General features: G+C 64.2%; 9 protein-coding genes and 3 tRNA genes. 7 read left to right on the top strand and 5 right to left on the bottom strand.

Features of this window, described 5'->3' with window-relative positions:
- Positions 1–31 precede the first annotated feature (31 nt).
- The 3 genes from N4264_RS22090 to N4264_RS22100 form a co-directional block, all read right to left on the bottom strand.
- Positions 32–107 (bottom strand) — tRNA-Thr (locus N4264_RS22090).
- Positions 108–137: 30 nt separating this feature from the next.
- A tRNA-Gly gene (locus N4264_RS22095) sits at positions 138–211 on the bottom strand.
- A gap of 31 nt (positions 212–242) precedes the next feature.
- Positions 243–328 (bottom strand) — tRNA-Tyr (locus tag N4264_RS22100).
- A gap of 304 nt (positions 329–632) precedes the next feature.
- Here N4264_RS22100 and N4264_RS22105 point away from each other — a divergent pair.
- The 5 genes from N4264_RS22105 (at position 633) to N4264_RS22125 (ending at position 7,413) form a co-directional block, all read left to right on the top strand.
- Positions 633–1,319, top strand: a complete 687-nt coding sequence (locus N4264_RS22105; protein WP_261694373.1) for a hypothetical protein — start codon at positions 633–635, stop codon at positions 1,317–1,319.
- Positions 1,320–1,353: 34 nt separating this feature from the next.
- Complete coding sequence (locus N4264_RS22110) at positions 1,354–1,920, top strand: hypothetical protein (RefSeq protein WP_261694374.1); 567 nt, start codon at positions 1,354–1,356, stop codon at positions 1,918–1,920.
- On the top strand, positions 1,921–2,742 hold the full coding sequence (locus N4264_RS22115) for a fimbrial biogenesis chaperone (RefSeq protein ID WP_261694375.1): 822 nt from the start codon (positions 1,921–1,923) through the stop codon (positions 2,740–2,742). It begins immediately after the preceding gene.
- An 81-nt stretch (positions 2,743–2,823) separates the two neighbouring features.
- Positions 2,824–5,322 (top strand): carboxypeptidase regulatory-like domain-containing protein, encoded by a 2,499-nt coding sequence (locus tag N4264_RS22120; RefSeq protein WP_261694376.1) that lies wholly within the window; start codon positions 2,824–2,826, stop codon positions 5,320–5,322.
- Between the two features lie 6 nt (positions 5,323–5,328).
- On the top strand, positions 5,329–7,413 hold the full coding sequence (locus tag N4264_RS22125; protein ID WP_261694377.1) for a hypothetical protein: 2,085 nt from the start codon (positions 5,329–5,331) through the stop codon (positions 7,411–7,413).
- Between the two features lie 697 nt (positions 7,414–8,110).
- Here the strand turns inward: N4264_RS22125 and N4264_RS22130 are convergent.
- Positions 8,111–8,605: an acyl-CoA thioesterase gene (locus tag N4264_RS22130; protein WP_261694378.1), complete on the bottom strand. Its 495-nt coding sequence runs from the start codon at positions 8,603–8,605 to the stop codon at positions 8,111–8,113.
- Between the two features lie 140 nt (positions 8,606–8,745).
- Here N4264_RS22130 and N4264_RS22135 point away from each other — a divergent pair, with 140 nt between their 5' ends.
- Together N4264_RS22135 and leuA are read left to right on the top strand one after the other, a co-directional pair.
- Positions 8,746–9,771 carry a DUF11 domain-containing protein gene (locus tag N4264_RS22135; RefSeq protein ID WP_261694379.1) on the top strand — a complete coding sequence of 342 codons (1,026 nt, stop codon included), beginning with the start codon at positions 8,746–8,748 and terminating at the stop codon, positions 9,769–9,771.
- A 550-nt stretch (positions 9,772–10,321) separates the two neighbouring features.
- A complete protein-coding gene (gene leuA, locus N4264_RS22140; protein ID WP_261694380.1) occupies positions 10,322–12,016 on the top strand; it encodes a 2-isopropylmalate synthase in 1,695 nt (564 codons plus the stop codon).
- 68 nt (positions 12,017–12,084) lie between these two features.
- Here the strand turns inward: leuA and ychF are convergent, their stop codons facing one another.
- Entirely contained in the window at positions 12,085–13,176 is a 1,092-nt protein-coding gene (ychF, locus tag N4264_RS22145) for a redox-regulated ATPase YchF (protein WP_261694381.1), read from the bottom strand.
- Positions 13,177–13,214: the final 38 nt, after the last annotated feature.

The raw sequence follows: 13,214 nt of genomic DNA on the forward strand, positions 1-13,214 counted from the left end.
ACGAGTTCAAAACGTTCTGGCAACTCGTAGATGGTGCTCACGAATGGAATCGAACCATCGACCTCTTCCTTACCAAGGAAGTGCTCTACCGACTGAGCTACGTGAGCGTGCAACTAAATACTGCGGAACTGCTTCAATGGAGCGGGAGACGGGAATCGAACCCGCACAATCAGCTTGGAAGGCTGAGGTTCTACCATTGAACTACTCCCGCATACTAACTCCGAAATACACGGAACCAGTACTGGTGGAGGGAGGTGGATTCGAACCACCGAAGGCGTAAGCCAGCAGATTTACAGTCTGCCCCCGTTGGCCGCTTGGGTATCCCTCCAGCACGGAGCCCGGCATTTTCGTTACCTCGAGGTCGAATGTCAATGCTTGATCCGCATCGGCGAATTCGACGGCACAGGGTGACTGTGGCGGGGGCGCGGAGATTACCGACTTGAAAGGGAAAACACCAGCGTAAGGTTTCCCCCTACCCGGCCGTGCCAAACGTGCCCGCGAAAGACGGTTGATCCTTCAACAATTGTTACGAACCGTGATGAATTCCTCACTCCGGCACGTCGCGTGCTTTTACCTCGGCGCCTGCCTCCGAAGCAGCACGTTCCGTAACCAACCGTTCAAGGGGATTCCAAGTGAGCACGTTCCGTTCTTCCCGCACTCGCCGCCTTCTCGCCGTTTCCGCCCTGACTCTGGCGGCCGCCGGCGCGTTTCCTTCTTCCGTCTTCGCGCAGGCCACGGGTAATGTCGACGTCGACATCAACCTTCAGGGCGGCGTGACGATCCTGTACTACTACTCGGCGGTCGATGTGAACATCAACCTGACCGACGTCGTCGGCTCGCTGGCCGGCTGCTCGGGCTCGGGTGATGTCTCCTGTAGCCAGGGCCCGGCCGCCGCCGCGGTCACCGCTGTTCCGACGCCGGCCGTGTCGCCGACGGAACTGGTCGCCAACTTCAACATCTCGCCGCCCGCACTGGGCTTCAACGCCGCTTCGCTGCCGCTGGTCCTGCAGAATGTGTGGGCCGTGCGCGCGGTCGGCGGTGGTGCAAATACGACAGTGGCTGTCGCGGGTGGCGCAGGCACGACGCTCGCGGGCCCGACGGCGGGCACCTCGATCGGTCTTTCCGGCTTCCAGGTTCAATCCGGCGCAGCCGGCCCGGCCAGCTCGATCCAGTTCCCGGATCCGGGCCTGGTGAACGCCCGCTCGGGCGACGTCCGCATGAGCCTGAACCTGACCAGCGCCACGCAGCTGGGCATGTACAGCACGACGGCGGGTTCCAATACCGACGTCAACTTCACGCTGACCGTCACCAACACCTGATCGATCAACGAGACGGGACGAGACGGACGCAGCCATGTTGGCACTTTCTGCCACCGCACTGGCTATCGGACTGGCGACGGCATCTCCGCAGGGGATGCCGTTGTCAGGCGCCATCGGTGCCGTGAATCACGGCCCGACCATCCTGACTGTCCCACAGCAAGTCGTTCACCTGGAGCCGATCACCGTACAGGAATTGATCGGCAACGCGGCACAGCCCCAGCCGACCGGCGCGATCACGGGCGATTTCGACGGATCAGCCATCGTCGGCCGTGGTCAACTCAATCCGCCGCCGCTTCCCACTGTCATCCGCCGTCCCTTGCGCGGCCTTTGGCGCATGTCGACGCCCGGTGGCGCAATGCGCCAGGAGCGGGTGAAAGTCGAGATCGAAGGTATTGATGGCAGTCCCGGCGTACTGACCGCCGATGACGGTTCCCAATTGAAGGTTCCTGTCGCCGTGACGGAGATGTCGCCGCGCGCGGTTGCGACGGGGCCGAACGAAATGGCGCTGGAAGGTGGAATTGTTCTGGAAATTCCCACCGCGGCACTGACCAACGCGGCACACTATCGGGGACGCCTGGTCATCCGAATCGAGGGTTATTGAGTGCGCACACTCCTATTGCTGCTTCTGCTCCTGCTCGCCGGAAGCGCAGCGGCCCAGGTCGGCATCAGCCCCGCCTACTACGACCTCAGCCAGGAAGACGCTGGCAAGACCCAGACCTTCCGCATCTTCAACTACACCACCGAACCCAAGAAGGTTCGCGTTTCGCTGGTGCCGTGGAAAGCCGACGGTAATAACCAGCCTCAACTGCTGGAACCGGGCCCGACCACGCTGGACCAATGGGTCGTCGTCAATCCCGTGGAGTTCGAGGTGAAGGCGAAGTCATCGCAGGCTGTGCGTTTCAGCGTGCGGCCGGCCACGCCGATGTCCACGGGCGAACACCGCGTCATGTTCATTTTTGACGAAATCGTCACGGCCGAAGAAAACGCCAACATGCGCGCGCGTTTCCAGTTCCGCTCCGCGCTGTATGTACAGGTCGGTGAAGCGACGCGGCGCGGCGAGATCGTCTCCGTCGACGCCGACGCCAACGGCGTACGCCTGAAAGTGAAAAACGTCGGCAGCGCAAACGTGCGTTTCGACGGCCAGGTGAGCATCTGGGAAGCCGCCAGGTTTCCGGGTGTGGCCAAGACCGAACTCGTCCCGGGCCTGGCGAGCATGAAGACGCCGCCGCTGGCTCCTGGCGAACTGCACCTGGATACGATTCCCGCCTCTCCCATCCTCCCCGGTGACACGCATGTGATCCAGGCAGGATTCGGCGCCCTCAAACTCAAACCAGGCCGGTACGTCGCCGACCTGAACGGCAAACTGGGCGAAAGCCCGCTGGATCGTTCGGTCGAGTTTGTCGTCACCGAAACGCCGAAGTAGCGATGGTGCTGCGCGGCCAGCCATCCCTCGCCGCCGTACTGGGAGCTGCACTCTGTGTCGCAGCGGGCTCAGGCATGATCCATGGCGCCCTGGCCGGCCCCGAGTATTCTTTTCTCGGCGGCGGTGCCGCCCCCGTCGCAGAAGCAGGTGTTGCTGGTCGTGCCCAAGCTCAACGGGCGGGAGATGAGCAACAGCCTGGCGTTCTGGCGCGAACCCGACGGTCGCGACTTCGTCGCGCTGGATGCGTTCGCCCAGCTGGCGGCGATCGACATCACGCGCGAAGGTGACGGCAGCGTCACCCTCGCCACGCCGATCGGCGATGCGCCAATTCCCGCCGACGCGCTGCGTACCGACAAAGACGTCCTGTTCGTCGACACGGTCATCCTGTCCAAGGCGCTGGCGGCGGAAGTGGCGTTCGAAGAATCCGAATTCGCGCTCAAGATAAACCTCCCCTGGAAGCCGGGCGCCACCGCCGATCTGCCGGCGCGCACCGCTTCCGACGAACCGGTGGATATTCACGCGCCACGCGCCAGCCTGTCGCGCTGGCGCAGCGAGCTGTTGACCACGCATTCGGACGGAGAGGTGTTTGCTTCGGCCAATCATCGCTTCGCCGGCGCGCTGGGCCCGGGCTACTGGCGCGCCGACCTGAGTCATGGCGTGGTCGGCGCCAGTCGTGATCTGGATTTCCAGGCCCTGTCGTGGGTGGTCGATCGCGGTCCGTCGCGGTTCCTTGTCGGCCAGGAGCGCATCGGGTTGCATCCCCTGCTCGCCTCGTTCGACCTTTCGGGCGTGCAGTACTCCTACAGCAATCGGCCGGATATCGCCTACGCCTCGTCGGTGTCCGGTGATGGCCAGCTGGTGCCGTATCAGGCGCGCCCCACCAGCGTGATCCGCGGCAATGGCCCGCCAGGCGGTACTGCCGAGCTGCGCTTCGGCGGGCAGGTGCTGGCACGCCAGACGATCCGCCTGGACGGACGCTACGAATTCCGGGATGTCCCCGCCTCGCCGGGCGATGCCATTCCGATCGAAGTGGCTGTCTATGCCTTCGGCGAAACCGGCACGCCGCTGCGGGTAGACGAAACCTACTCCCAGGCCGGCAATCTGCAGCTGCCGAAGGGCACAACGGTTCATTTCGCCGGTGCCGGCGTGAATGGCTTCGTGCTGGACGCCAATCGCCAGGGGCATGGCAATGCGGCGTTCTATCAATTCCGCGGCGGCCTCTCCAACCGCATCACTGCCGAGGGCGTGGTGCAGTCGCTGGACGGCCATGTGCAGAGCAGCGTGGGCACTGCGATGAATCTGGGGCCGGTCGGCACCTGGGCCGTGTACGCCGGCCAGAACGATCGCGGCGCGGGTGCGCGGCAGATTCTGGGCGACGGACGGCGCGGCGAATGGTACTGGCGCGCCAACTGGCTTTCCTACGATGCCGGCTACCAGAACGAAAACGCGGAGGAAACCGAGAACCGCCGCGTCGAAGTCGGCCGCAACTTCGGCAGCACACTGCGCGTCTCGCTGATTCACGCCGACGCGCGCGGCCAGTTCGAGCGCGACATCCGCTACACGAAACCGGCAGCGTCCTGGCGTCCGATCCGCCAGCTGCAGTTATCTGCCCGCCCCGAATACGACGGCCGCTACGCGTTTGACGCACAGTGGTATGTACGCCGCGGTACGCGACTCTCCGCGTCACGTTATGGCGATCTTGGTCAATTGGCGCTCGATCAGGACATCAGCAGCAACTCGCGACTCAACGTGAGCGCGCAGCATGACTCGCGCCTGGGCAATCGACTGAACGCCACGTTCAACCAGTACCGCGGCGGGCCGGCGCATCTCGCCTGGGCCGCCGGCATCCTGCGTAGCAAGGGCGGCACGGGTTACCTGGGCGAAGTCAGCCTGGAAATCCGCCCGGGACTCAGTGCCCGTGCGCAGGTGCTACGTGATCCGTTGCGCGAAGGCGACGGCACCGTCGTCGGCGTGTCGCTGGTGGCCGATTTTGCCGTCACGGGGGCCGGCCTCGCGCGCGGTACCTTGTCGGCGACACAGGCGCGCGAGGGCGGCATTTCGGGCGTCGTGGAAAAGCCCGAGGGGGTTCGTAGCGACCTCGACCTTGCGGGAATTCCCATCCTGGTCGACGGCCATGTACGGATTCGCACCGAGCCGGGCGGTCATTTCCATGTCGCCGATCTTGCCCCCGGCGTCTATCGCGTCGAGCTCGACAATGAAGGCCTTCCGATTGAACTGGCCGTGCACCAGCCGCCGCGCCGCGTGGAGGTGCGTGCGGGGAGCCTTACGCGCGTCGACTTCGGCCTGGAATTGCGGCTTGGCCTGGCGGGCAAGGTGACGGACACCAGCGGCAAGCCTCTGGCCGACCACACCATCGAAGTGGTCGATGCCGAAGGACAATCGCGTGGCAAGGCACAGAGCAGCCAGTTCGGTTATTTCCGCGTCGACGGCCTGCCGCCGGGACGTTACAAAGTGCGTGCGGTCGATGCTTCCGGCGCGATTCTTGCGGAGGGAGAGGCTGTACTGGACGACCGTTTCGTGTTCGGCGTCGAACTGAAGGCTGCGGCCGGCTCCGAGTAAATCGCCATGAACCCAATCAACCTGCTATTTGCCCGGCTGTGTGTCCTCGCGACGTCTCTGGCGGGCGTTCCGGCGTTGGCGCAGGTTCCCGCCAATGGGAGCTTCGAGGCCGGCAACCCGATGACCAGCTGGACGATCGGCGGCGATACGCGCGCCGGCGCCGTGCGCACGGCGGATATCAGCGGCGGAACGCTGGTCGTTCCCGACGGAAGCTGGGTCGCGGCCATCTCGACCGGCCCCAACGCGCGTACTAGCGGCCCGGTCGATTTCGACGGTTTCGGCGGCAACAACGACTACGACATCTCCTATATCGAATCGACATTCGCGGTCGGCTTTTCACCGGCCTTCATCGCCTTCGACTGGGGCTTTGCCTCCAACGAACAGGACGAGCAGGATCAGTTCGACGACCTGATGGACGTGAAAGTCGACGGCACGCGCATCTTTTCGCGCTCCAGCTGCAAGAACAACGGATCGAGCTACTCGCCATTCCCCAACGCCAGCTGCCAGAACGCCAATCCCGTCAACCAGGTGATCAACAGCCCTGCCGCGCTGGCAACGGTGGCATTGACGTATGGTCCGCCGGTCTTTCAGCGCGTCTGCCTGCAACTGCCCGATGCGGCCATCGCCGACGGCACGGCGACGCTTCGATTCAGCGTGGCCGATGGCAACGACCGTGCGTTCGATTCCACCCAGTTCGTCGACAACGTGCAGCTGAAAACCTCGTGTAACGAAGTCGGCAGTATCGTGCAGTTGACCAATACCACGGGCAGCTTTGTCGAAATCAAGAATGGCGCGCCCATCTTCCGCGCGGCGTCGGCGCGCCTGATCGCCAGCGACGCCACCGGGACGAATGTCGCCTTCGCCACCAGCCAGAACCTCGGTGCCAATCCGAACCTCCTGGACCAGGTCTACGTCTGGAACGGCACGGCGTTCACGCGCCTGTCCGGCCTTACGGTGCAGAGTGGCGGGCAGATCCAGGGGATCGCCCTGTCGGCACAGCTCGACGGCGCGATCCGTGGCCGCTATCTGGCGATTGCCGCGAAGCTCACTGAAACCGACAACACCGAAATCTATCGCTACGACCGCAACACCAATACGCTGCTGACGATCACCAACACGACCGGCTGCGACAACACCAATCCCACGATCGACGGCGACGGCAATGTCATCGCCTTCGAGTCCACGTGCAGTGCCTTCACCGGTGCTGGAACGACGAAGAAGATCGCGGTCTGGAACGGAACGACGACCAGCACCAACCTTTTCGGCACGACAGCCTGTGAAATGGCGGAGCCGGCACTGACCAAGAACGCCAACGGTCGCTATCTCGCCTTCAAGTCAAAGTGCGTCCATAACGGTGCGAATGCCGACGCCAATTTCGAGATTTACCGTTTTGACCGCGGCAACAGCGGTGGCAACAGCGGCACGACAGCCGGAAACTTCACGCGTATCACCAACACGACCACCAACGGCGGCGCCGGTGCCACGCTCAATATGTCGCCGGTGCTCGACGGCACCACGACCGGTACGAACATCTATTTTCTGTCCGACGGCAATCTCACGCCGACCGCGGCCTTCTTCAACGCCGATTTCTCGCAGGAGATCTTCCGCTACGAAGTCGGCGCCGGCACGCCCCTGACCCAGCGCACGACGAGTTCCGACAGCATTTACGTGGGCGTGGATACGGATATCGACGGCAACGTGAACTATTCGTACGAGCGCATCAGCCTGCTGAACTTCACGTTCTCCGTCGGCCGGCGTCGCGTGAATACACCGCCTACGGCCGATTCGGAGAACAACCTGGCGACCGGCACATCGATTCAATTTGCCCGCATCGGCCGCGATGGCATCGTACCGGTGGTCAATTTCCTCTCCTCGGAAAATTTCCTCACCACCAACGCCGACGGCAATACCGAAGTCTGGCAGGGAGAGTGCAATGACGCGTGCCGCACGCCCCTTCCCTGTCGTCGCGATACTCGCGGGCGTCGCCTTCGTCGCGCAGCCGCTGTCCGCGCGCGATGGGCTGATCCAGCTCGACGGCGCGGGTCACTTCGTCTCGGGCAATCCCGCAACCTGCCCGGCTGTTCCGATTGACCTGGGCGGGGCGGGCGTGACGCTGACGCTCACTGCCGCGTCCGGCACGGCGACAGCGCTGGATGACGGAGGTGCTGTCATTGCGCTGGACGAACCGTTCCCGTTCTACGGCAACAATGCCGAGAGCCTTGTCGTTTCCAGCAACGGCTATGTCGCGTTTGCCGACGCGCTCGGTTCGGAGAACGGCGGCGACTTCAGCAATGACGCCTATCTTCCCGCAGTTCCGGACAATGCACCGGCGGCCTCCGCGCGCATCGCGGTGTACCACGACGAGCTCAACGGCGAAGGTGCTGGCTCCTCGTTGCGCAAAGGCTACTTTGCCAATTGTCCGCGCGCATCCGGCGTCATCGAGGACGAAGCCTGCACCGTCGTCCAGTGGCGCAACTGGGCGCGCGCCGGCAGCACTGGCACGCTCGATGTCGACCTGGTGCTCTACCACGGCAGCGGTGCCATCGCCACACAGTACATCGCCGTGGACTCCAGCGCCGGCGCATCGGCCTGTGTCGGCATCCAGGATGCCACGGCCAGCGACGGCGGCGCCTGGAGCTGCTGTTCCGAGACCCAGGGTGAAAACGGCGCCGCCAGCTGCAGCAACGTCAAGACGATCGTGCCGGCGAGCGCCGTGTGCTTCTACGACCCGGCGAACCCGCCGGTCTTCGATGTCATTTTCGCCGACGGGTTCGATTCGTAGGGCGCTTCAGTCGCCGTCGGTCATTTCGCGTACGCGGCGGATCTCGGCCTCCAGCTGACGCGACAGTTCCATCACGCGCACCGCGTAGGCTTCCAGCGCTTCGTCTTCGGGTGTGCGCGGTTCCCAGCGTGGCACAGCGGTCGGCCGGCCCTCCGGCGCATCCAGGGCGACAAAGCTGATGACGCAATGGGTGGCCAGGCGTTCGGACGCCGTCTTGAGGTCGCGCGCAATCACATCGACGGAGAAATGCATGCTTGATGCGCCCGTGCGAATCAACTTGCAGCGTACGACGACGATGTCGCCGATCAGGATGGGTTTGACGAACTGGATCCCGCCAACAGCCACGGTGACGCAATACTGGCCGCTCCAACCGACGGCCGCCGCATAGCCTGCCTGGTCGATCCATTTCATCACCATGCCGCCGTGCACTTTTCCGCCGAAATTGACATCCGTTGGCTGCGCCAGAAAGCGGAAGGTGGTTTCACGTTGGATGCCTGGCATGGTCGAGCTCGTCAGTCGCGGTGGCGCCATCCTACTCCAACCCCGGGGACAAAGCGGCGCAGCGTGATCGGGTTCAACTATTCGCGCTAATTTCTGTATATTTTTACATCGCCAAGCCGGCAAAACACCGGGAGTGAGACATGAAGCGTAAGGCGATTACGCTAGGGATGGCTCTGCTCTACAGTTCGGCGCAAGGGACCGAGGTAACGGTCAAGAACGATTCTCTCACCGACAACACCAATGCGGTCGTCGTATCCGGATTCGTCGCCGGCGAGGCCGCGGCGTCCTGGCTGACGGCGCCCTGCGCGGGCGACATCCGGGCCATCCAGATGTACTGGCGGTCCGCATCCGGTGGCAGCGGCACGACCATCGGCAACGCGATCGAGATCCTGAGGGGTGGAACCTTCCCCGTTCCGGGAAGTGTCGCCGCAACCATCGGCGGCCCCGTTCTCACTGACAGCGTAATGAACGAATACCGGTATCTCGACGAGAACAACACGATTCCGCTGTCCGTGCCGGTGAGCCAGGGTGAAAACTTCGTCGTCGCCTTCAGCTTTCTGGAGACGCCACCCGCGCCCGGCCCCAGCGTCGTCCGCGACACCGACGGCATTCTCTCCGGGCGCAATGCGTTGCTGGCCAGTGTCGGCGGCTCGTTCATCTGGTTCGACAGCGCGGCCCTGGGCCTGAGCGGGGACTGGGTCATCCGCGCCGTGCTCGATTGCCCGGTCGTCGCGCAGAACGCCGACGTCAGCGTGACGATGAGCGCCAGCGCACCGGGCTACACCGCGGGCGCGAGCCTCAGTTATACCGTGGTCGTCGCCAATGCCGGCCCGTCCGCCGCGGGCAACACGAGCGTCGTGGATATTTTCCCCGGCGCTTTCGGAAGCATCGCATGGACCTGCACCGCGAGCGGCGGCGCCAGCTGCACGTCGGGAGGAACGGGCAATATCACGCAGGTTGTGAGCCTCCCGGCGGGATCTCAGCTGACGTATGCGATCAACGGCAACGTGCTCGCTACAACAACGGGGGTGCTGTCGAATTCGGCCACTGCTGTCGTTGGCGGTCCCGCGGCGGATCCGAACAGCGCCAACAACACCGCGACCCTGGAATTGCTGCCCTTCAGCGACGTGATTTTCCAGTCGGGCTTCGAGTCACCGTCGCAGTGACCTGCCCTGGGCAGGCGCGCGTGATGCGGGAATGTCGTGTCCGGCCCCACGGCCGGACGCGACAGAAGCCGCATTGTCCCAAACGACACAGTGACTACCTGGCGGACACGCACACGTCACCGGAAAGCCGTCTTTGCTGTTTCGCGGCCATGGCGATGACTCCCCACTCGCCGCAGCACGGGCCAGGTTTCCGGCAGCCGCGACAGAAGCGTCTCGTTTCCGGTGAATTTTGACGGTTCACGATTCGATCGCACCCATTTTGATCCAGCCAGCCTGCTGACAGCGGCGCAGGATTGCAGCGACCCGCAACCGCATGGCCGCGCCATTCAGACGCGCACCGGATCTCGCCTGGCGTGGCTGGATTTCTGGAATACGCCGCACCGCGCGCCCGCGCGCAGACGGCGCACCCGGTAGTCCACTGCCCCGCGAATCCGCCGCGATCCGTCGCCACGGCCCTGCACACGGACTGGCACGACGCGCTGTGGCCGGCTCCGCCCGCTGCGAATGCCGCCGGTCAGGCACGGAACCTAGAGAACAGGGAGTTTCCCCGATGATGTCGCCGAACCCCGGGACAAAGTACCGCGCCTTTCCGCCCGTCGCCCTGGCGACGCGCACCTGGCCGGACAAGGTGATCACCAGGCCGCCGATCTGGATGAGCACGGACCTTCGCGACGGCAATCAGTCCCTGATCGAACCGATGAACGTGCAGCGCAAGCTGCGATTGTTCCACCAGCTCGTGCGCATCGGCTTCAAGGAAATCGAAGTCGCCTTCCCTTCCGCGTCGCAGACGGATTTCGACTTCGTGCGCCGCCTGATCGACGAAGACCGCATTCCCGACGATGTGACGATCGAGGTACTGACCCAGTCGCGCGAAGACCTGATCCACCGCACGATGGAGTCGCTCCAGGGCGCGCGCCGCGCCATCGTCCATCTGTACAACCCGGTCGCTCCCGTATTCCGGCGCGTTGTGTTCGGCAAGACACGCGAAGAAGTGAAGGAAATCGCACTCTTCGGCACTCGCCTGATACGGCAGCTGGCGGATGCGCGCCCTGATACCGAGTGGCGCTTCCAGTACTCGCCGGAAGCCTTCAGCATGACCGAGCTCGACTACGCGAAGGAGGTCTGCGACGCGGTGGTGCAAGCGTGGGGAGCAACGCGCGAACAGCCGATGATCCTGAACCTGCCCAGCACGGTGGAGTGCACGACACCCAACGTCTATGCGGACCAGATCGAATGGATGCACCGGCACCTCGCGCAGCGCGAGGCGATTATCCTGAGCGTGCACCCCCACAATGACCGGGGCACCGCGGTCGCCTCGGCCGAGCTGGCCGTCATGGCCGGCGCCGACCGCGTCGAGGGATGCCTGTTTGGCAACGGCGAGCGCACAGGCAATGTGGACCTGGTCACGCTGGCGCTGAACCTCTACACGCAGGGCGTGCATCCGGGTCTGGATTTCTCGGACATCGACGCGGTGCGCCAATGTGCGGAGGCCTGCAACCAGTTGCCGGTCCATCCGCGCCATCCCTACGCGGGCGATCTGGTCTTCACTGCGTTTTCCGGCTCGCACCAGGATGCGATCCGCAAGGGCTTCGCCCGGCAAAAGGCCGGCGCGATCTGGGAAGTTCCCTACCTGCCGATCGATCCGGCAGACCTCGGACGCAACTACGATGCCGTGATCCGTGTGAACAGCCAGTCGGGCAAGGGTGGCGTGACTTTCCTGCTCGAGAACGAGTGCGGCCTCTCGCTGCCCCGCCGCCTGCAGATCGAATTCAGCCGCGTGGTGCAGCAGGCAACGGACGCTACCGGAAAAGAAGCGGACGCCAGGCACATCCGCACCCTGTTCGAGCGCGAATACCTGGATCACCGTATGCCCTACGCCTACAACGGACACGCCGTGACCAGCAGCGCGAGCGACGGCATGACGCGACTGGAGATCGACGTCGACCACCAGGGGCGCCGCATCACCCGCCACGGCCTCGGCAACGGCCCGATCGATGCGTTCGTCGACGCCCTGGGCCTCAATATCCGCGTGATGGACTACCACGAGCATGCGATCGGCAGCGGTGCGGACGCGAAGGCGGCCTGCTATGTCGAGCTGCGCGTGGACGGTGGTCCGACCTTGTTCGGCGTCGGCATTGCCGGGAACATCCTGACGGCCTCGTTCAAGGCGCTGCTCAGCGGCGTGAACCGGCACCTGCTGGCGGTGGCGCAGGAGGTCCAGCGCGCCGAAGCGGTGCCCGCCTAGCGATCGCCGGAAACGACGGTGGCCGCACAGGGCGGCCACCGTCGTTCAGGCAACTGGAATCGCCGGGATCAGACGTTGAAGCGGAAGTGCAGGACGTCGCCTTCCTTCACGATGTATTCCTTGCCTTCCAGACGCAGGCGGCCCGCGTCGCGCGCACCGGATTCGCCCTTGTATTTGATGAAGTCGTCGTAGGCGATGGTTTCGGCGCGGATGAAGCCGCGTTCGAAGTCCGTATGGATCACCCCGGCTGCCTGCGGCGCCGTCGCGCCGATCTTCACCTGCCACGCGCGGACTTCCTTGACGCCCGCGGTGAAGTACGTCTGCAAGCCCAGCAGCTTGTAGCCGGCGCGGATCACGCGATTGAGGCCCGGTTCTTCCAGCCCCATGTCGGCGAGGAAGGCATCACGATCCGCATCGTCGAGCTGGGACAGTTCTTCTTCGATCGCCGCGCAGACAGGCACCACTTCGGCACCTTCGGTCGCCGCGCGGGCCCGTACCTTGTCCAGGTGCGGGTTATTGGTGAACCCGTTCTCCAGCACGTTGGCGATGTACATCAGCGGCTTGAGCGTCAGCAGGAAGAGGTCGCGCACCAGCGCCTTCTCTTCGTCGTCCAGGCCGGCCGAGCGCGCCGATCGGCCCTCGTTGAGCACGGCGGCGAGTTTCTGCAGCACCGGACGCTTGGCCAGGGCTTCCTTGTCATTGGCCTTCGCGGCGCGCTCGACCCGGTTGAGGGCCTTCTCGACCGATTCCAGATCAGCCAGCGCCAGTTCCGTGTCGATGGTTTCGATGTCCGAGATCGGATCGACCTTGCCCGCGACATGGACGATGTCCGAATGCTCGAAACAACGGACGACGTGGGCAATCGCGTCCACCTCGCGGATGTGCGCCAGGAACTTGTTACCCAGGCCCTCGCCCTTGGACGCACCAGCGACGAGGCCGGCAATGTCGACGAACTCCATGGAGGTCGGAATCACCTTCTGGGGTTTGACGATGTCGGCGAGGTCCTGCAGGCGGGGGTCCGGAACCGGCACGACGCCGACATTCGGATCAATCGTGCAGAACGGGAAGTTGGCGGCGGCAATGCCCGCCTTGGTCAGCGCGTTGAACAGGGTGGACTTGCCGACATTGGGCAGTCCGACGATGCCGCATTTGATGCCCATGGTGGTTTCCGAGCGAAGAAGAGACTGGGGCTTGCCGA

The sequence above is a fragment of the Tahibacter amnicola genome, assembly GCF_025398735.1.
GTDB lineage: Bacteria > Pseudomonadota > Gammaproteobacteria > Xanthomonadales > Rhodanobacteraceae > Tahibacter > Tahibacter amnicola.